The sequence below is a fragment of the Bacteroides nordii genome (genome assembly GCF_019930665.1).
Taxonomy (GTDB): Bacteria; Bacteroidota; Bacteroidia; order Bacteroidales; family Bacteroidaceae; genus Bacteroides; species Bacteroides nordii.
Window position 1 is genome coordinate 3393754 of record NZ_CP082886.1, and the last position, 23192, is coordinate 3416945.

A 23192-nucleotide genomic window follows, 5' to 3' on the forward strand; every position below is an offset into this window, starting at 1 on the left:
CGCTTGATTTTATTCGATATTTGATGATGTTACATAAAACGGATTTTGTTTTAATGCAGTGTTTGCTCTCAGCTCATCCACATTAATCGGCATATACAAAGCATTTAATTCACTCAGTTTACTCTTTGTAGTCGTATTATCCAGTTTACTATATTTCTTAAGCAGATAAGCATTCACCACATTGGCAGGCTTCCCATCTTCCCTACGGATTCTACGCAATAAATCAAAATAACGTTTACCCTCAAACAGGAATTCTCTTTGACGCTCATCAAAAACTAAGTTTCTCATGGCACTCTGCGTGTTATAGTTAGAAATCGACAATGAACCACTTCCCAAATCCGGATTGGCACGATCGAATGTCTTAGAGACCAAATCGAGAGCTCCCTGCAGATCGGTTCCTATCTCTACCAAAGCTTCCGCTTTCATCAAATAAATATCCGCCAAACGATAAAATATCCAGTTAGGAGCCTCCGCATTGAAGACATAGTCACCTTCTCTGACTGTACTCGAAGAAGTTTCTACCCTCAAAGCCATATACTTGGCTATAAAAGAAGAGCCTGCGGTACTAAAAAAAGCATCTTTCCCTCTCAAGTCAGTGGGTTCAAAAAGCGAAGGACTCATTGATTCAAAGTTGTATGGCGACAATTTATGCATATCCTGTCCCGCACGCCCTCCAAACATTCCATACATTTCATTCATCGCATAATTTGGATAATTCTTCAGACTGAACTGTAACTCAAAAATGCTCTCTTTTGAATTTCCCAAATAGTAAACAGATTCATTATACACCCGTGAGCTTTCCAACTGAAGCTGTCCGAGATTGGCCAACACCTTATCACAATAAATAATGCAGTTATTGTAATCGTTCTTCCAAAGATACATATCGGCTATAAGAGCACGTATGGCATTCTTTGTTATACGTCCTTTTGTATAAAGCAGATTACTCCACGTCTTCTCGTCCGCAGCCTGATTCTCTACACTCTTCAAATCATCGATCAGGAAATTCAATAAATTATCAGGATTCTCCTGTTCCACTTCAAAAGGTAAACTGTCATCCGCATACGGTTCAGTGATCAACGGAATATCTCTGAAAGTACGTAACAGCATAAAGTAGCATAATGCCCGCACTCCTTTTGCTTCAGCAATATAAACATCCAGATTCTCACGTTTAAAGTTCGGATCTTTCGCCTGTACCTCCGGAGCAAACTTAATCACTGTGTTACAAAAATTAATTACACTATAATATTCTCCCCAATAAGTGTATGAATTGGAAGAATTCAAATTAATATTCAGAATATCCCTGATCGGATCGGATTTACCTGTTCCGGCTTTTACGTTGTCCGAACGCAATTCACCCCAAACGATGGCACGCTCTATAAATCCGGTTTCATTCATTCCACGATAACATGAACCCACCATGCTAAGCACATCGTTTTCATCTTTCCAGAAATCTTCAAAAACAGTCTCCGACTTGGGACGTATATCAAACCAGCTTTCACAGGATGCGAATGTTCCTCCCAATAAAGCCATCATAACTATACGCAATATATATTTCTTTGTTTTCATTTTTGTCTATAATTTGGTCAAATCATTAAATTGAACTCCTGTTATTAAAATCCGACAGTAACGCCAAAAGTAAAATATTGAGAACGAGGTGTTTTGCTCCTGTCCGCACAAAGACCAAAGCTCTCAATACCTACCTCCGGATCTACACCCGTATATTTAGTAAATGTCACCAAATTGTTCAAAGTCAGATAGAAAGACAATTGGTTGAGGAATACGCGCCTTAATGATTTCGGACTGAAATTATACTTAAAGGTCAACGTTTTAAATCGAAGGAAAGAACCATCCTCTACAAAACGGTCACTTCCCAAGTAGTTATAACCGTAGTTATACAATGCACGAGGCATTTCTGTCACATCACCATCTTTACGCCAGCGCCAGTTTACAGCAATGGACTGGTTATTATTAGAATGCATATTTTCCGCATCCATACGCGCATAGTTCACGATTTTATTTCCGTAACGGAAATTGAAAAACGCGCTGATAGAGAAATTCTTAAAGGTGATATTCGTACCGAAACCTCCGGTTAACTTCGGATTAGAGTTTCCTAAATAAACAATATCCAATTCATCAATGGTTCCATCATGATTTATATCTTCATAAATAGCATCGCCGCCACGGAACTGGTATCTCTTATTACCTAAGTTGAAATAGTCAAAATACATAGGAAGTGGTTTTCCATTCGCATCTTTTACCACATTTCCATTGACATCTTTCACCACAGGAGCAGTTCCGCCACGTCCCTCTTCATACTTGTCATACTGATAAACTCCTTTATAGCGGAATCCATAGATGGAACCAAACGAGTTTCCTTCTTGTAAACGTGTCAAATAAGAACCATTATCGTAGTTGAAATCTTTATTGTATGCATTCAGCACAGCCGGTGACAATTCTACAATTTTATTTTTGTTATTAGAGAAGTTAACATTAAAATCCACCTTCCAATCTCTGGTTTTAATCAGATTATTGGTATAGATACTCAACTCCCAACCGGTGTTGTCCATCACACCGATATTGACATAAGACAGTGAACCGAATCCGGAAGAACTTGGTATACCCAAATCCTTAAATAACAGGTCTTCCGTCTTACGCTTATAAATGTTTCCATCGAATACCAACTTAGAATTAAACAGGTGCAAGTCAATTCCCAGATTATAAGAGGTTACCTTTTCCCATTTAAGGTCCGACAATTCAATAGATGACGGCTTCACAGTAGGTATATTTATATAGTTGTTATTCCCACCTCCCCAGCTACTATTATAACGACTGAAGTGCAGGTACTCTCTATCCGGCTGATTACCGGTAATACCCCAACCACCACGAATACCTAACTCGTCAATAACAGCTCTCAGAGGTTTCATAAATAATTCGTCGGCCATGTTCCATTTCAACGATACGGCGGGAAAATCTCCCCAGCGATTATTAGAACCAAACTTTGTGCTACCATCCCGACGGAATGTTGCATCGATTGTATAACGGTTCATAAACGTATAGTGTGCTCTACCCATAATTGCTAACGAACGCCATTGTCCGGCTCCACTATTAAAAGCTTTGTCAAAACCTACGGAAGTTGCATCTGTTATAGAGTTAGAAGGTAATCCGTATTTCTCAAATTCCTGATACTGTGAGTTTCCGGAATTCATCTGCCACACAGCCGATACCAACAAAGAGTGATTATCTCCCCAACGAGGAATCCATGTTATTTTCTGCTCACTCTGAATAGACAATCCTTCAGACTCCTTCATATAAGCACGGTTCACGGTCTCATCATTCCATGATTTGGACGTTACTTCCTTGGGGAGGAACTTTGACTCTTTCGTATTCTCAATATTGAAAGATACATATCCGTTATAACGCAATTGAGCTTTTTCCGGATTGATAATGTCATACTGCAAACGCAGAGTAGGTACAATATAAAGATTCTTTTGATTGTTGAATGCCAGATTTGCCAACGCCACCGGATTCATCAAATCCTTCTGAGAATTATCCAAAGAGGACGATTGTGGTATATTATAATAGATATCTGTATTATTTCCATTCGCATCTTGCTGGAAAATGGATACGTTAGGCATTTTACGATAAGCCATACTAAGCAAATTCTCCTTATTGTCTCCATCACCCACATCATTAGCATAATTCTTATGATTATCAGTGTATGTCATTGAAAAGTCTGAAATAAACTTAATACGATCCGAAACCTGATATTCCAGATACATTCTATTCGTGAAACGTTCCAAATTTTGCTTAATCACAGTTCCCGATTGGGAATAATATCCAAGAGATGCACGGAAAGTGGCTTTGTCTCCACCACCGGAAACGGTTGCATAATGGTCATGTGTGAATCCATATTGAGTAATAGCTTTCACCCAATCCGTATTATTATTAAAGTTTTGATATTCGGCAAATGTAGGATCGTAATTGAATTCAGGAATATTTGCTGCATACTCGTCCTGAAAAGGATTAAAATAGGCCTGTTTCATTAACATTGTATAGTCGTCTCCATTAAGCATTTTTAATCCCCGGGGTTGTTGGGCTCCGGAAAAACGATAAGAATACTGAACCCGGGTAGGACCTTTAACACCTTTTTTCGTTTTAATCAGAATTACCCCATTAGCTCCCTTTGACCCCCAGATAGCAGCAGAAGCACCGTCTTTCAAAACAGTAATCTCTTCGATGTCATCCGGATTGATATTCAACAAATTCGCAAATTGCTCCTGATCTGCCGATGTATAGTCAAAAGAGTCATCCACATTATTTTCGAAAGGTATATCATTTAATACGATTAATGGTTCGGATTTTGAGTTGATTGAAGTAGTACCACGAATACGCATGGATGAACCGGAGCCCAAGTCACCGGAGTTTCCCAATATATCAAATCCCGCAATACGCCCCTGCAATGCGTCATCAATAGAAGCTACTGACATATCTTCAAGATCACGCATACTGATATGCTGCATCGCACCCGATACCTCTCGTTTAGGTATTGCCAGTGTTCCGTCCGAATGCATTGCTTTCGCTGTTACCACAACTTCATCAAGCACTGCGTTTTCCTTCATCTTTATATTAAACCTGCGCTTATCCTTAATAGAAACTTCGACAGGATCGTATCCCACAAAACTGACCTTAAGTTTGTTGTTCACACTCTTTATAGAAAGTGAAAAGTTTCCGCTAAAGTCCGTTATCGTAGCATTTACAATACGTCCGTTGGCATCTACCTCCGTTACGTGTGCACCAATAATCTCCCCTTCCAGGTCGGAAGAGACATTTCCTGTTATCACCAGCTGTTGAGATTGTGATGCCACAGTCATTGACAAGCAAGAAAAGACAACCAGCAATATGCTTTTTATATTATCAATATTCATAATTTAGTAGTATTGTTTTTTTGACTATTCAAACCTTAATGCCGTATCAATTAAATGAATAACAGAACGTGAAGAAGCAAGGATTGAAGTTTCCTCACCAGACAGACTGGGAATATTGACAATATAATCACGAGCCATCAGATTGTATACTCCTTCAGTAGTTGTTATCACTTTAGCCTTCAACGGTTGTCCGTCTGAAGTGGTAGCCTGGCACTTAATCTCTAAACTACCACCTTGGGTATTCAATGTCAACTTATGAAATTTACCACTCGGATTACGTGCAGCCGTTTCAAAGTTCATATTTACCATAGGAGCCTTATCATCTACAAAAGCCAGATTATCCATTAAGTGATATTTGAGAAAATTCAATAGGTAGATTGTTTTTTTCTTCTTTTCGTCATGATCTTCTTCAGCATAGATTTCATCCCAGTCAAATAAGTTAGGATCTTCTCTGAATGCTTTCTCCAACGCTTCTTTGGTTGGGACAAAAACAGTATAACGGAAATTATTGAACGAATTCACTACATATCCCAAACCTATACTTCCGGAGGTCTTCTTCATATCGAAAATCGGAACAATGTCTTTATCAGACTTAAAATAATTAAATACACGGTCATCCCCTTGCAAGAGGTCAAAAAATGCTTTATACTCATTGTGCTCACCCAATACGTTATATACAGATTTAACAGGATCTTGTAAAACACGGTCCACAAAATAAGTACGTCCGTTATCAGAATCATAACGGCTGGGCATTCCGGTCACTTCATTGATAACAATCGAAGCAGGCTTTACATTCACTTCTATATCTCCACCACCCTGTATCTGTAAGTTTTTCCCTTCTCCACTGATCTTCAGCATAGTACCACCTTTGGTAAGTGCATAATTCGTCTTTCCGTCATCAATATAACCCGACATTACATTCTGATCCTTATTACCCACTACGATGTGCATATCAAGAATATCATTCAAACGATTGATGATACTATTTTGATTCTTCACTGTCCGCAAAATAGCTCCCGTTTTATTTCCAGCTGCATCTGCTTTATACACATCGGCAAACACCATGTTATCAGCAGGTACATATCTAAATGACCATATTTCACGATAGCTTACTCCCTTTGCCCAAGCAACCGGATCACGGTAGTTTTGTAAAGCCTCGTCGGTAGGTACAATCAGATTATACATATTTTCGATGGAACGCAGGTATAAGAAGAAACGCATAGTTCCATCCTGTATCGCCCAATTCATGATCTGCGTGTGGTCACTTGTCAAAGTAGGTCCGTATACACATTGATAATCAATCGGCGGAAACACCTTATCGGATATGTAAATTACCCCGTTACAACCCAGATAAGTTTTTTTCACATTATCAATAGAGATATCCATTTTAAAGCTCGATTCATCGGTTAACTTCGGCCATGCGTGAGGCAACGAACTCATAAATGACTTCTTTTGATGATTCTTCAGAAACAGGGCAAGAATCGGAGTCGGTATATCCTCCCAACTTCCATAAGCCTCTTTCAAATAGCGCCCTTTATCACTATTGATATACTCATTCATAGCCTTGTCCGTGGGTACAAACATAGCGCCCATATCCATTTCGCTACTATACACATTATTACTTGGATCATAGTACAACAAACCATAACTTTCCATCCACTTTTCTGCTGGATCCAGTCGGTTTTCTACTGTAAAATAACGTTTCACAAAAATAGAATCTGCATTCGGAAGAACGGCATTGCTAAAACCGTCATAAAAATTATGCACCGCTTTATTAACATTTTCTTCATAATAAGGTGCACTAAATTTGTTTAGTAATTGATTGAACAGATTCGTTTCACCGTTATCCCGAATCAACTGCGACATGTTTTTTGCCGGAAGTATCACATCTTCCATAACATGTATATACCCGTTCTTACAAATAATGTCCTTCTCTATTATTTTTACCCCATTTACATAGACATCTCCATCTTCATAGTTTCTACCATTATTCAATATAGAGAAATCTTCCTTGGTCACTCCCTGTACCATCATGTGCTCTGGTGTAAAATAAACTAAGGGTGACGAACTTTCGTCATCCACCAGATAAATCCCTCCTTTCTCTGAGAAACGATTCCAATAAGAGTTCTCAAATAATCCTTGATCTTTAATAAATGCGATACTGTCAAGATAGGTACTTGCATTGAGTTTTCGGAAAGTCTGCCCTGTCGCGGGACCTTCACCTGACACGGTCAGGTTGGAAAGCATACCCGATAGATATGCCATATTGATCATGCTCGAGTTCATGATCATTCTTTTCATCGGCATCGAAAGCATCTCGTAACTTCTAATGCCCTGCGTGTTTGTTTCAAAAAAGCGCTTGAATGCTTCATCCTTTGCCGGGAAAAGAGTTTTACTTCCGGTCTTTTGTAATACATCCTTATAATTAAGGTCATTAATCAGACGAATAAAATAAGTGAATTCGCCACTTTCATTCAAATAATCGTAGATATTGCCTCTTAAGAAATCGGGTTCTTTCTCGTCATAATAATAGTCGTCTTTGCACGACACGAGACATAAATAACATAAGCTCACACAAAAAAGCGATAAAGCTATGAATCGCTTTCGATTAAATTTGTTATGCATTTCTTTTATAGTATTAAACGTTTATCAATTATAAACTAAGGATATCGAAATACTGAATCCATAAATGGACTTTACAGAAGTTGGCTTACTAAGTTGCATTTTTCATATAAACAAATTATTATTAGATTAATTTCACAGAACAAAAGTAGGAAGAAATAAAACTCCAATAGGACAAAAAGCCACCATATACTATAATAAATGTACACTCACCCACCTTTTTAGAGGTAAAATGGACATTTACACCTAAATTGTATACATTTGTAATATTCATTTATACATTTCATTGTTGGGTTTACAAAAGCAAATAACTACCAACAAAGCAAATTCATAATTTTCGCCGGAAAACAGATACAACCTGTCAAATAAATCACGATATTTGCAACATCCTTTAGGATTAGCCTCTACAAGGGAAGTTTACCAGTCACTATCTTCAAAAGCACTAATACCTGAGGCTTCGTGTCAGCATACGTTCAACTAATACACTAATAGTCAATATATAACATAACTTAACGCATTAAGTTAACTTAAATCATATATAATGAATAAAATACGTATTCCATTACTATTCATCTGTAACATTCTCTTTCTGAACGTATATTGTCAGACACTGGCCAAAAATTACTATGTAACTTCGGCTCAAAACCTATCTCAGAACAATGTTAAAACAATCATTCAAGATGGCAAAGGTTTTATGTGGTTCGGAACTAAAAACGGACTAAACCGTTTTGATGGAAAGAAAGTGAGAATATACAATTGTTACGATGAAAAAAGAGGGATCGGCAACAATAACATCTCTGCCCTATTTGAAGATAAGAACAAAAATATATGGGTAGGTACGGACCGTGGCATATACATCTATAATCCTCTTTCGGAAAAATTCAGCCACTTCAACATCACTACAGAGACCGGAGTAGGTATATCCGATTGGGTAGCCCAGATAGCGGAAGATAAAGAACAAAGGATATGGATAATAATACCTAACCAGGGGGTGTTCAGATTTGACATTGATACCAATAGCCTGTCACACTATCCTTTTATTATTGCAAGTAATCAGGCTTCTAAACACCCACAATGTATTACGATTCTGAAATCCGGTGAAATATGGATAGGAACCAATAAAGACGGCTTGTATCATTACAATACTAAAACCGATAAATTCGAGCAACATATCGTAGACAGGAATGGTATATCCATCAAAAATGACATGATATACAGTACCTGCGAATACGGAGATTATATTATATTGGGTGTACACGAGGGAGAATTAAAAAAATACGATTACAACAATAACACATTTTTTGTAGTTAATGCCGCCGATGTCCATCACAAAATAATCAGAGATGTCAAGGTGTTCAATAATGAATTATGGGTCGGTACTGAACAGGGTATCTATATAATAGATGAAGATGCTGGCAAAACTGAATTAATCCGCAGTGATCCGATGATAGGTAATAGTCTGACCGACAACAAAATTTACGCTATGTATCAGGATAATGAGAATGGAATATGGATTGGTACTGTATTCGGAGGAGTAAATTACATTCCTTCTCAAACACTGACTATAGATAGATATCTCCCCAGCCAACAAAAAAACTCTATCGATGGAAGAATCATACGTGATCTGAAAGAAGACCAGAATGGAAAGATATGGGTATGTACCGAAGACAATGGCATATCAGTCTTTGATCCTAAAAAGCAATCTTTTGAAAGAATTACTCCAACAGGAGGTACTCAGTTTATTCCTCAGGCCATTATAGAAAATCAAGACGAGATATGGGTGGGTTTATTCAAAAACGGAATAGATATCTATAACCTGAAAACTAAAACCCGAAAACATCTCAGCCCCGAACAATTGGATATTGACGAATCAAGTATTTGGGCATTGTATCAGGACAGAAAAGGAACAATCTGGTTAGGAAATGGATGGGGAGTTTACTCCAGTGATAAAAACAACCTGAAATTTGAGCGTCATAATGAATTCGGATACAACTTCATTTTTGACATATACGAAGATTCAAAAGGTAATATATGGGTTTGTACGATGGGAAATGGAGTGTTTAAGTTAAGAGCAACAGATAAAATAGTTGAGCATTATATTTACAGGCAGGAAGATCCCAATACCATAAGTTCTAACTCTGTGAGTAGCGTTACTGAGGATAGAAAAGGAAATCTTTGGTTTTCAACAGACCGTGGAGGCATATGCAAATATATGAAAGAGACAAATAGTTTCAAGTCTTACTCCAAAAACGAAGGATTACCCGATGACGTTGCCTACAAAATAATAGAAGATAATGAAGGGCTACTATGGTTTGGTACCAATCATGGCATGGTACGTTTTAATCCCGAGACGGAAGCAATCCAGGTATTTACCGAAAAAGATGGCATCAATAACAATCAATTCAATTATAAGTCAGGGATCAGAACCCGGTCTGGAAAGTTATATTTCGGATCCATCAACGGGCTAATGGCCGTAGATCCAAACAACATTAAACGTCCTCATGTCACAGCTCCACTTTATATTACCAAGTTACTGATATTTAACGAAGAATTAAAAGTAAACGAGAAAGGATCTCCACTTACCAACAGTATTATTTACACAAATGAGGTCCATCTGAATCACGACCAGAACAGTATTGGTTTTGAATTTGCTTCGCTCAGTTATTCCTCATCAAGTAATTATAAATATTCTTATAAACTGGAGAACTTTGACAAAGACTGGACTATCACAAATGATAACCGTAGTGTATCCTATACCAATCTTAGCCCAGGCAATTACTCTTTCCGTGTCAGAGCGACCAATAGTCTGGGTGAATGGGGGGATAATGAAACATCTATTAAAATATTTATTAAAGCCCCCTGGTGGCAAAGCACAATAGCCACCTATTGTTATATCCTCCTCTTTCTAATAGGGGTTATTACCTTTATTTATCTGTATGACCGCACACAAAAGAAACGGTATGCACAGAAACAGATTTTAGCAGACAACCAACGCGAAAAAGATATATATAATGCTAAAATAGAATTCTTTACTGATATCGCACATGAAATACGAACTCCTCTTATTCTAATCAACGGCCCACTCGAGGCTATTTTGGAAGAGAATGAAATAGATCCGCCAGCCATCAGAAAGAACATGCGTATTATGGAACAAAATGTAAAACGTCTGCTTGATCTAATCAACCAGTTACTCGATTTCCGTAAAATAGATGAACGTAAATTTATACTTAATCCCACAAATACCAATCTCAACAATCTGGTAACCAAAACCATAAATCGATTCCAACTCACGTTTGAGCAAAAAGAGAAACAACTTACACTTCACATTACTGACGATGTATTGATAGCCAATATAGATCAGGAATCAGTCATTAAGATAATCAGTAATCTGATAAACAACGCATTAAAATATTCAAATAAAACAATTCAAGTAGACTTGTATGCTACAGATGATAATATCGCTCACATACGCGTTATCAATGACGGTGCTCCTATCCCGGACAATCTGAGTAAAAAGATATTTGAACCATTTTACCGTACAACGAAGGTATCCAATATTCCCGGAAGTGGAATAGGATTGTCTCTCGCCAGTAATCTGGCAAAACTCAATAATGCCGAATTAATACTTGATACTACCGCCTCCCTGACCACGTTTATTTTATCTATTCCAATCAGCATCAATGCAGACGAACAACATACAGAGGAAAAGGAACAGGAAGAGGATAGTGAATCTACAACTTTCATCGAACAGAATACTCCTCCAACTGTTATTTCCGACACTGAAGAATACGAAGAATTGGGAGAAGATGAACCGAAAATAAAAGAAAACAGCATACTGATAGTTGAAGATGAACCGGAGGTTCGAAGCTATCTATCAGAACGCTTGGAAAAATATTTCAATGTCTACATTGCAACAAATGGAGTTGAAGCACTGAAAGTCTTAAACGAGAAATACATTAACATCATTCTGAGTGATTTGATGATGCCCGAAATGGATGGTCTGGAACTGTGTCAGAACGTAAAATCAAACGAAGACCTTGCTCAGATACCTTTTGTGCTGCTTACTGCCAAAACGGATATGGATAGTAAAATGAAAAGTCTTGAGATAGGCGCAGATGCATATATCGAAAAGCCTACGGCTTTCAACTATCTGTATAAACATATTAATATGTTGCTTAAAAATAGGGAAAAAGAGAAAAAGGCATTCCTGAATAAACCGTTCTTCCCGGTACAGAAGATGAAAGTGAGTAAAAACGATGAGAAATTCCTAAACAAGATCATCGAGATAATAAATCATGATCTTGCTAACCCGGAACTAAATGTGAAATATCTTGCTGACAACCTGTATATGAGCCGTTCAGGACTCCATCGAAAAGTAAAACAGATAACCTCACTCTCCCCTATTGAGTTTATCAAACTAATCAGACTGAAAAAGGCTGCAGAACTGATACAGGAAGGTGAATATCAAATAGCAGAAGTTTGCTTTATGGTAGGAATTAACTCTCCGTCTTATTTCGGTAAGATGTTCTTTCAACAATTTGGTATGACCCCCAAAGAGTTTGCAAAAAGTAGCAAAGCAGGAAAAAGCTAAATAGAAAGGTATAGTTTGTTATAAAACGGTGAATGAGCCACAGTGGATATAACTTATCTGTTGTGGCTCATTTACCGTTTTATATTAGCCTTTAAAAACAAAGTAAATTGTATTTAAAGGATATCTATATCAGGCTTATTTTTGATAATAGAACAAGCTGCTTTATGTCTTTATTCCTGTTTTCTTTTTTCGCTACAACAAACTCAAATCAGTTTAATTATCTTTTATACCTGTTGTCAATCTTATAGACTTTCATTTCATTTCTCTACGGAGATCGCCTCGATCCTCTACGAGAAACGCCTCGATTGTCGTAGAGAATCGACCCGTTTCTCGTAGAGGAAAAAACGGATACTATAACATATTGATTTGCAGAATATTAAGCAATCATAAATCTGTATCATATTTTCAACATGCCAACTTCTGCTTCACCTATTCTTTTGCGTCATCTTACTTTCTGAAATAACTACAATTTTGAGATTATGCTGAATGTAATTCCTATCATATAACTATTGTCAGCAGTATGATTCAGCACTGCAAAGAAAATCACCAATATAAAATTTCACATCAGCGACATGAAGCTAAGGCATATTCTGTATGCTACCAAAGCGTGCCCGACATACAGACTCTATAGATCGTACAGAGATATCTATATTAGCTAATTTCATATTCCATACCCATCGAAACATTACTCTAAAATCATTTTAGTTCTATTCCACATAAGAATTTCGCATTTCAAGCACAAGACAGAATACAACAAAACTCTCACCTAATAGCACAAATGTAGAAAATGGACTACAAACCACTCAAACGCCGAAAATTTCTACATTTATTATAGTTATCGATACATTTAACGACAGCCTTAATAAACCATTACGCTACATTTGTGCATTCAGTTTTTAAAACTATTAACCAATTTAAAAGTAAAGATTATGAAGAACATTTTCTCTTTAAAGAAAAGTACGGTCGCTCTATCACTATTAATGACCTGCGGAGCATCAGCACAAGTAACATTCGATAAAATAATGTCCAGTAACGGAGATAATCCTATGTTACCTTTTACACACCGTACCGTCCCTGCCGTAGGCGACTTTAACAATGATGATTTTATGGATATCATCATGGGTGGACAAAGTCATAAAGATTACGTTGAAGACGGTAAGTTTGATGTCGGAGGATGGTTTTGTGCAGCCATTGTAATAAAGAATGACGGGAATGGCAATTTTACTATTTCAGCAAAATCCAAACACGAAGCAGGAACAGAGGATAATCCTGACGCTCCGGGAACTCCGGTTGAAGACCTTATCAATCTGCCGGTAAGTACAAAATCATTTTTCCGTTTCCTTGATTTCAATAATGACGGAAATCTGGACCTTATTATAAGAGGAAAAGGAGAACACAACTTCCTAACCAATGAATCCGAATATTTAATGCTTCTTGAAAATCAGGGACCGGAAAACGACTACAAATTTAAGTTAGTAGAAAATCACGGACTCAACCAAGCACATAATGAAGATTATCTTACTGGTATCTCTATAGGTGATTATGACAAAGACGGCTTTGTTGACGTTTTGCTCATGGGATGTGAAAACAAAGATCAGAGTAACGACCCGGAAAATCCGAACTACGATCCGGAACGCCTTAAAAGACGCTTCGTTGAACTTTACAAAAACAATGGTGGTGACGGAACTTTCACTATACAAAAAATAGCAGAAACCAACGGGGAAGAGGGTTTGGATGGTAATTTTAAACCAATAAGTCATGGTGACGTTGCTTTTGTAGACATTGACAACGACGGTTGGCTGGATATCTTTTGTACCGGATATGCGGACAATAAAGATGGTAGCTTTAGAGAGTCCGGCAAAGAAATCCGAATCTATCAGAATATAGATGAAGGTACTGCATTCTTGGATGTGACACCGTTTGATAATGATACTTTTCAGGGAGGTTATGATATCACTCTTTTTGTAGAAGACTTGAATGGAGACGGCCTAATGGATCTTATCATATTGGGTGATGGTGCACCAACTCCCGGCGGAGGAACAATCTACATGAATGAAGGTGACCTTGTCTTTACTCCGGTAGATATGGAAACTTCAGGTTTCTTACAGGTAAGAGCAGTACCTACTGGTACTTTTGCAGATATGAATCATGACGGTAAACTTGATGCCGCACTTATGGGATATACGAATAAGGAGGGATATTTTAGTGGTATCCTCTACCAACGTGACAATAATACATATGACTTCGGAGGCGTAAAAGAAGTATTTAACGCCGGCGAACGTCAGGGCGGACTTGTTATTGCCGATTTCTCTAATGACGGTAAATTAGATGCATTCGGAGTGGATGGTAATGCTTCAAATGAAGTTGCCATGTTCAAAAACACATCCGACTTCGTGAACCAAGCTCCTACTGCTCCTACCAATGTTGTTGCCAAAATCGAAAAGGGTATGTTGACTGTAACTTGGGACGACGCTACCGATGATGTAACTCCTGCAGAGGCGTTGTTCTACAATGTTTATGTAAAAAACAACAATACCGGAAAGATTTCAATGATTATCCCAGCCAATCCGGAAACAGGACGTTTGAAAGTGATTACTGACTATCAGACAGGTGTACGCAGTGTATTGAAATCATATTCTATGAAAGTAGATGCTTCCGAAGGTTATAGCTACACCGTTGGTGTACAGGCCATCGATCAGGCACAAGGTGCAAGTACTTTCACAACTCAATTACTTGGTAAAGATACCGGTATTGCTCAGAGCGAAGTAGCCAACAACGTTCGCATCGAAACAGTTAAAGAAGGCTTTATCGTAAGAGCAGACAGTAACCTCGATGTTGAAGTAACCGATATGCTTGGAAGAGTAGTAACAAAAGATAAAGCAAACAAGGTGATTCCAGTTTCTTCAAACGGTATCTATCTGATCACAACCGGAGGACGCACCTATAAAGTAGGTAAATAAGGTAAAATAGATTTTTCAGGATATTATTATAAGAAAAGGAACTGTTTCATTTCAGCTATATTGGGGACAGTTCCTTTTTTCAGTTTCTAAAACCTATTATTATGAGAAAGACACACTATCTGATAGTCGGCATTTTATCTTTAATAAGCATCTCTACACATGCCATCGACTCACAGAAAATAGCTGCTAAGCATCCTATTATTACAGACAAACCTGTTCCCGGTTTCTTTGAAGGAGCTTTGTTAGGAAACGGTACTTTGGGAGTAGTAGTAACAACCCGTCCCGATGCCATTTGTCTGCACTTCGGTCATAATAACGTCTGGGACATACGCATTGCCAAAAACAACAAAGAAAAGATAGGTACTTTCGATGAAATTTTCACCAAGGGGCAAACAAATCTCACCGGCTTACCCTCTATTTATCACAGTAACGAATTCTCGGAATATCTGAAACTGACAGCAGAGAACTACCAAAAGCCCTATCCACGCCCTTTTCCTTGTGGCACACTATTATTGGGAGATGCTACCTTAACCTCCTTATGTGCCAAATATTCCTTTCAGAAGGAAAATCTATCAATAGTCAAATTTCAATTAGTATAAACAAGAGACTGATTACAACAGTCTCACAATAAAACAATCTTCACAACATGAAAAGCTTTACTAAATATCTGTTTCTAAACTTTCTCGTGGTTGGTTGCCTGTCTTCTTGCAGCAACACGAAAATCAATCTGGATCAGTGGACTTTTGAATACAACAAGCAAAGTAATACCATTGATATTAAAGCTGGCGACAACTATTCCCTGAACGGCTTGTACGCCTCCTTCCTGTACGATGGCGATACAATTACGTCTAAAGATTACACCAAAGTCCGGATGACCACAGAGAAAGTGGAAAATGCTTTCGGGCAAATACCGGTAGTCAAGGTCACTTACACCGGAAAAGATCTGCCACAAATGGAACAACAATTTTACCCCATCCCCGGTAAAAACTACTTCCTGACGGAGTTCACGCTGAACGGCGAATCAGCCGAAGTGGAATCAAACCTTATGGCCCCAATTAACATAGACGAGATGCCGCAGCTATTGGATAAGGGAACCAATAGAGCTCTGTTCATTCCTTTCGATAACGACAAATGGGTACGCTACCAGTCGCATCCACTCACCTTTGATAAACTAACCAGTTACGAAGTCACAGCTGTTTTCAACAATGAGAGTAGAAAAGGCTTTGTTGTAGGTTCTATAGAGCACGACAACTGGAAAACAGCCATCGAAATGCAATCCGGAGACGCCAACAATTTAAAATCATTGATCTGCTACGGAGGTGCTGCCGACGAATTGACACGCGACTCCAAGCCACACGGTGCCCTAAAGGGTAAAAGCATTAAATCACCGTTAGTTTTATTCGGACTTTTTGACGATTGGCGCACAGGACTGGAAGAGTATGCCGATGCCAATGCTCTGATAGCACCTCCCAAAGCATGGGACAAAGCAGTACCCTGCGGTTGGAACAGCTGGGGAGTATTGCAGTTCGGGCTTACTTACCCCAAAGCATTGGAAGTTTCGGACTTCTTCAAGAACAATCTTCAAAACAACCACTTCTGTAATACAGACAATACCGTATATATCGGGCTGGATTCCGGTTGGAACAGTTTTTCAGAGCAAGAACTGACCGCTTTTGTTAACCGTTGCAAAGCAAACGGACAGATTGCCGGTGTATACTGGACTCCTTTCACTGACTGGGGCCGACAAGCTGAAAACGTACTGCATGATGCACCTGAATACAAATATAAAGATGTATACTTGTATGCAAACGGCCAGCCACAGGAACTGGACGGCGCTTATGCCGTAGACCCTACCCATCCGGCAATAGAAGCACAAATGAAGAAAACATCCGAACTCTTCCGCCGTTGTGGTTTTGAATATGTAAAGATGGACTTCATGACGCATGGAGCTATGGAAGCAGATCATTGGTATAACCCCGAAATACAGACAGGTATACAGGGCTATAACTACGGAATGGCTTTACTGAACAAGTACTTTGGTGATATGTATATCAACCTTTCCATCTCACCGATATTCCCAGCTCAGTATGCCCAGTCAAGACGTATTGCCTGCGATGCCTGGAACAAGATAAAAGATACGGAATATACCATGAATGCCGTTTCGTACGGATGGTGGATTGACCGTGTTTACCAATATAATGATGCCGACCACGTGGTGTTGAAGGATGCCACCGAAGGAGAAAACCGTGCAAGAATCACCTCAGCTGTCATCACCGGACTCTACATTGCAGGTGACGATTTTAGTGAAGGCGGCTCAAAAGAAGGTAAGGAACGTGCAACCAAATATCTGACGAATGAAGACGTCAATCTCATTGCCAACGGTGTATCCTTCCGTCCGATAGAGGGTATCGGAACTAATTCCGAGAATCAATTCATGAGACAGGATAATAACACACTTTACTACGTAGTTTTCAATTACGGAGAAGAAGAAATGAGCGTGAATGTACCGCTCGAAAGAATAGGTCTCAATCCTGCAGAAACTCTTAACGCCAAAGAACTTTGGAGTGGAGCGGAGATTGACCTGAGTAAAGCCATTACCATCCCGGGAAAAGATGTGAAACTAATCAGAATTCAATAAAACCCCAATAGCATGAGAACCAAAGTCTTATTAACAGCAGTTTGCTGTCTGTCATTTCTCTGTTTCCCGACTCATCCGGTTTGCGCCGCAGATGTAACGGTAGGGAAATGGCGAATCGACATCAACGAGAACAATGCCAAAGTAAGTGTATACCACAACAACACGCTCGTAGTCAATGAGAGTAGTTGTGCATTCAAAAACGGAGATAAAGAGTATTTCCAAGACCAACTGAGTGGTTATGCGATTCAGACGGCAGAGGTAGCCGACCCGTTCGGCACAGGGAAAAAAATAACCGTTACGGCCAACACAACCGATGGTATTACGGTCACTCAGGATTATTACTTATACAATGACTATATACTGACGGAGTTCAGCATCGCATCCGATCAGGAATTAGCATCCAATTACATGGCACCCGTACGAAGCACGACTGAAGTCAGCTTCCTGCCTGCCAATAAAAACAGAGCCTTGTTTGTTCCTTTTGACAACGATGGTTTTGTACGCTTCGGCTCCTATAACTTCAACTCCGAAGAGACAGCTGAGTCTTCTACGAGCTATGAAGTGGGCGGACTCTACAATGACGACACGCGGCAGGGACTGATTCTCGGCTCGGTAGAACACACCGACTGGAAAACAGGAGTGGTGGCATATACAAGGAACAGCAACCAGATTACCAATCTGGAAGTATACGGCGGAATAACCTCCGAATTTACCCGTGACACGTATTATAAAAACAGCGGAGACAAGTACACGGACAAAGGGTTCAATAATAACAAGACCAATACCCCTACCCCTCACGGAAAGCTGAGAGGTAAGATCATCAAATCGCCTAAAGTATTCATCGGTTACTTCGCCGATTGGCGCCAAGGTATGGAAACCTTTGGGGATGTAAACGCTATTGTTGCTCCCAAAGCCGTCTGGGACGGTAACAAACCTTTCGGCTGGAACAGCTGGGGAGTACTGCAAGGAGATGTAAACTATCAGAACGCATCTGAGACAGCCGCTTTCATCAAGAATGAACTGAAAGAGTTCTCCAACGGAGCAAATGATGTGTATATCGGACTGGATGCCGGCGGCGGAAAGCTGGACGACGAAGGAAAGATGGAAGCCTTCATCAGCGAATGCAAAGCGAGAGGACAAAAGGTGGGAGGATACATGAATACGTTCGTTTCCTGGGGAGACGATCCATATGATGTTTGCCTGAAAGCCAATGGAGAATACATCCGCTTCGACGGTGCTTATGCACTCGACCCCACCCACCCTTCAGTGCTTTCCGGCATAAAGAACGCCATTGAAAGCCATATAGCCAAAGGGTTTAGCTATGTAAAGATCGACTTTATGTCTCATGGTGCCGTAGAAGCAGACAGTTATTACGACAAGAGCGTACATACCGGTATACAGGCTTACAACAAAGGTATGCAGGAGATATACAAATATGCCGCCGGAAGAATCTACGTCAATCTGTCCATTGCACCCATTTTCCCTGCCCAGTATGCACAGAGCCGTCGCATCAGTTGTGACGCATGGGGCGATATTAACAACACTAAATACGTGTTGAACTGCTTGAGCTACGGCTGGTGGCTCGACCATGTTTATCAGTATAACGATGCTGACCATGTAGTGATCAAGGGCTATTCGGAAGCCGAAAACCGTTCGCGCATCACCTCCTCCATCCTTACGGGTATCTTTATATTGGGAGATGACTTCAGTGACAATTCCAATGCCGCTGTAATCACCGCCAAAGCACGTGCAAAGAAACTCCTCACTAATCCCGAGATCATAAGAATTGCAAGTCAGTGCAAAGCTTTCCGTCCGGTGGATTCTGCTCCGGCCGGAGGAAATCAGGATGCTGCCCGTAGCTTCTATGCCACTGTGGCAGACACCATGTATGTGGCTACATTTAATTATGGCACAACGATCAACCGGGCAATGGATTTCGATCGTCTGGGCTTAGAGCAGGGTACGGAATACGTCGTTCGCGAATTGTGGGGTAATAAGGAATCGATAAAGACCGGTAACTGGACTGAAAGTATACCCACAAGAGATGTGAAGCTATTCAAGATCTATCCCAAGAACCCCACTCCGCAGGTTCTGAAAGAAGCTGTCTGGAAGTCAGGCGGCAGTTTTCCTGCCGATTGGGTGATCGACGGACGATTCATCTGGGGAGACTTCAACAACGACGGTTATAAAGATGCCTTCTACATTGCCGGACAAGGCGGTGGTAACATCGGGCTATATATGAATGACGGTGGTACCGGTTTTACCCTGCAAGCCACTACCCTACCCGCCTTGAACTGGGCTTCTGCCGCTGCCATTGATTATGACAACGACGGCAATCTCGATCTGATCATCTCCGGAAGAACCAACGAGTTTTCCGGTAACCGGAAAATCGTAACGCATGTATACCGGAACAACGGTGCCCCCGAATACACCTTCTCGGAAGATACGGAACGCAGTGCAGAGCTGATGGGTGTCACCTCCGGCAATGCTGGTGATAATGATCGCCCGGGACGCTTCCTGCAAGTATTCGATTACAATAACGACGGCTGGCAGGATCTGATCCTGACAGGAGTAACAACCGACGGGAGCAGCATAACCGCTCTTTTCCGCAACAACCAGGGGAAATTTGAACGGATGCCCAATGTGGTGGACGGCAATGACTTCCGGGCAGTGAGCGGAGGATCGGTCCACGTAGGCGATGCAAATCATGACGGATATGCCGATGTTTTCGTTCAGGGATGGAACGGTGATTTCTACGCAGACCTGTATCTGAATCAGAAGAACGGTACTTTCTCCCGTTCGGAAGCACTTTCTCAACTCTTTACTGCTTCACAGGCAGCAGAGACGGTCTTTGCTGACATCAACGGAGACGGTTACGATGACTTTGTCGAAATAAACAGCAACGCTGCCAATCTGTTTATCAACAACCAGGACAATACATTCACCAAATACGATGAAACGGTGACCGGTTTGACGAAAAGCGGAGCCACAAGCATTACCGCCGGCGATGTGAACAATGACGGGCGGACAGACCTGGTGGTTTCCGGTTTCAACATCATGACCAAGATCTACTACAACAACGGTAACAACACGTTCAAAGGCGTGGATGTGCCCAAAGAAGTGACAGCCCGCTCAGGTAACTTAAACTTGGTAGACATCAATGGCGACCGAACCTTAGACCTCTCTAACTTTGGTTATGGTGACGGCTTTACAAGTGCTTATGTGCTGAATGACCTGTCTCAAAACACCCTCCCGGCAAACATTGCTCCCCGAGTTCCGGCTGGCCTGACCGTAACCTATGCCGACGAAAAGTTTACGCTGGCTTGGGAACCTGCGGCAGATGCCATCACTCCGAGCAATGCCATTCGTTATAACGTCTATGCCAAAGATGAGAACAGCGGCATTGTATACTTCTATTCTCCGGCAGATTTCACTACCGGTAAGCTGAAGACAGGAGGAGCCATCACAACCCTGATCAATCAGAACTCATTTGAATGGAACCTGCCGGATGGTAAATACACGTTCGGTGTACAGTCTGTTGACCAGGCAGACGTTGCCAGCGAATTCCTCACCGTTAAATACCCCGCGTTGAAGGTGGAAGAGGTAGTTTGGACAGTAGGTGGTACGTTCCCCCACTATTTAGAGTCGGGAGATGCCATCTGGGGTGACTTCAACAACGACGGACGAGTAGACATGCTCATCACAGGAGGTAGAGACTCCGGTACGCTGGCACTCTATGAACAGACTCAAGACGGGAAGTTCAAAAGAGTTCAGAGCGACAATGCCGCCTTGGCAGCAATGTCCCGGTCGAAAGCTATCTTTATAGACTACGACAATGACAACGACCTGGACATCGTGGTGATGGGAAAAAGTTCGAGCGGAACCAGCCTGCCTCTCATTCTTGAAAATACGGGTGCGGAGAATCAGTATGCCTATGTAAAAAACACAACACTCGCTACCGGATTCCTGAAACACTATTTCTTGAAAGACGAACACAGCGGACGCGGACTGATTGCTTTTGATTACGACAATGACGGTTGGACGGACCTTCTTGTTTCCAGCGATGTGCCGTATAACAAAGCTACCGGAACTTCTGCCACTACCCTCTACAAAAACATGGAAGGAAAAGGATTTGTACGCCAGACGACGGTGGTTGACGGAGGAGAGTTCAGACACATCACACAGGGTTCCGTGCACGTAGGCGACGTCAACGGCGACGGTTATCTCGACATTTACAACCAGGGACGCGCGTTTCTGCCTTCAGCCGAAGATGTAGGTTATCTTTACATCAACAATCAAGACGGTACTTTCAAGCAGGTAGCCATGGACGGGTTTGTTCCGAAGCCATTCTCTGATGCAGCGTTGGTAGACGTCAACGGCGACGGTTATTCAGATATTGTGGAAGTGAACGAAACAAGCGCCACTCTGTACTTGAACGATAAGAGCGGTAATTTTATCAAAGTCAAGGGTACCGGCCTTATCAACGGTAAATGTGTTCAGGCTACGGCAGGAGACATCAACAACGATGGTTTCATGGATTTGATTGTGACCGGAGAAGGCATTGTAACCCGTGTTTTCTATAATTACGGAGACAATACTTTTGCCTTGGGTGGTGTTCCGTCGGAAATAACAGAAAGATGCGGAGCCATCAACCTGGTGGACATCAACGGAGACGGTACATTGGATGTAGCTTCTTTCGGCTGGCAGAATGACTGGAAAAATGCATATGCTTTCAATGATCTGAGCAAGAGTAATATTCAGGCAAATACAGCGCCTGCGGCTCCTACCAATCTGAAAGTAGAGTCGGTGGACGGCAAAGTGATCCTGACATGGAGCAAAGCAACAGACGACCATACGCCGCAAGAGGCACTTCGCTACAATGTGTACGTAAAAAACAATGCCGACAACACTGTATATGCCTACGCACCGACAGATGTTCAAACCGGAGTACTGAAAGTCCGGAACCTGATTCCATTGATCCAGACCAACCGTTTTGAACTGAACGGACTGGCAAGCGGAAAGTATACTTTTGGCGTGCAGGCAGTAGACCAAGCGGACCTGGGAAGTCAGTTTGCCAGCATCAGCGAAGATATTATCACAAGCATCCACTCAATTGCCTTTGACGGGGTAGAAGCCTATGCAAACGCCCAACGACAGATTACCATCAAGAACAACGGGCAAGAACCGGTAGAGTATACCATCTTGTCTGCCAATGGATTGATGATGTCAGCCGGTGTATGCGCTACGGCTGCCCAACAATCTTCTGCTGTTTTGGAACAAGGCGTCTATATTGTTCGCCTATCCTATGGGAATAACGAAGCATCTACGGTGAAAGTAACGATTCATTAATTAAGAGTTCGTTTTTTATATCGGGATCGGTATTTCACCACAGAACACAGAGTTTAAATCTTTATTGAAACGCAGATGAACGCAGATTTTTGCAAAGGGAAACAAAT

Annotated in this window: 8 protein-coding genes; 5 read left to right on the forward strand and 3 right to left on the reverse strand. The window is 40.9% G+C overall.

The features are described 5' to 3' along the window. Positions 1–9: 9 nt before the first annotated feature. From K8P02_RS13475 to K8P02_RS13485, 3 genes are read right to left on the reverse strand one after another with little or no spacing between them, the layout of a single operon-like run. On the reverse strand, positions 10–1566 hold the full coding sequence (locus tag K8P02_RS13475; RefSeq protein ID WP_122201838.1) for a RagB/SusD family nutrient uptake outer membrane protein: 1557 nt from the start codon (positions 1564–1566) through the stop codon (positions 10–12). A gap of 44 nt (positions 1567–1610) precedes the next feature. Then, positions 1611–4925: a SusC/RagA family TonB-linked outer membrane protein gene (locus K8P02_RS13480; RefSeq protein ID WP_195349989.1), complete on the reverse strand. Its 3315-nt coding sequence runs from the start codon at positions 4923–4925 to the stop codon at positions 1611–1613. A 24-nt stretch (positions 4926–4949) separates the two neighbouring features. Further along, a complete protein-coding gene (locus tag K8P02_RS13485) occupies positions 4950–7475 on the reverse strand; it encodes a fasciclin domain-containing protein (protein ID WP_223381378.1) in 2526 nt (841 codons plus the stop codon). Between the two features lie 613 nt (positions 7476–8088). Between K8P02_RS13485 and K8P02_RS13490 the strand changes: the two genes are divergently transcribed. From K8P02_RS13490 to K8P02_RS13510, 5 genes are all read left to right on the forward strand, one after another. Continuing rightward, positions 8089–12138 carry a hybrid sensor histidine kinase/response regulator transcription factor gene (locus K8P02_RS13490; RefSeq protein WP_025866731.1) on the forward strand — a complete coding sequence of 1350 codons (4050 nt, stop codon included), beginning with the start codon at positions 8089–8091 and terminating at the stop codon, positions 12136–12138. A 929-nt stretch (positions 12139–13067) separates the two neighbouring features. After that, a complete protein-coding gene (locus K8P02_RS13495; protein WP_025866730.1) occupies positions 13068–15098 on the forward strand; it encodes an FG-GAP repeat domain-containing protein in 2031 nt (676 codons plus the stop codon). Between the two features lie 101 nt (positions 15099–15199). After that, positions 15200–15697 carry a hypothetical protein gene (locus tag K8P02_RS13500; RefSeq protein WP_025866729.1) on the forward strand — a complete coding sequence of 166 codons (498 nt, stop codon included), beginning with the start codon at positions 15200–15202 and terminating at the stop codon, positions 15695–15697. 47 nt (positions 15698–15744) lie between these two features. Then, a complete protein-coding gene (locus K8P02_RS13505; RefSeq protein WP_025866728.1) occupies positions 15745–17736 on the forward strand; it encodes an alpha-galactosidase in 1992 nt (663 codons plus the stop codon). 12 nt (positions 17737–17748) lie between these two features. Further along, positions 17749–23085 carry an FG-GAP-like repeat-containing protein gene (locus tag K8P02_RS13510; RefSeq protein ID WP_025866727.1) on the forward strand — a complete coding sequence of 1779 codons (5337 nt, stop codon included), beginning with the start codon at positions 17749–17751 and terminating at the stop codon, positions 23083–23085. The last annotated feature ends 107 nt before the right edge of the window (positions 23086–23192 follow it).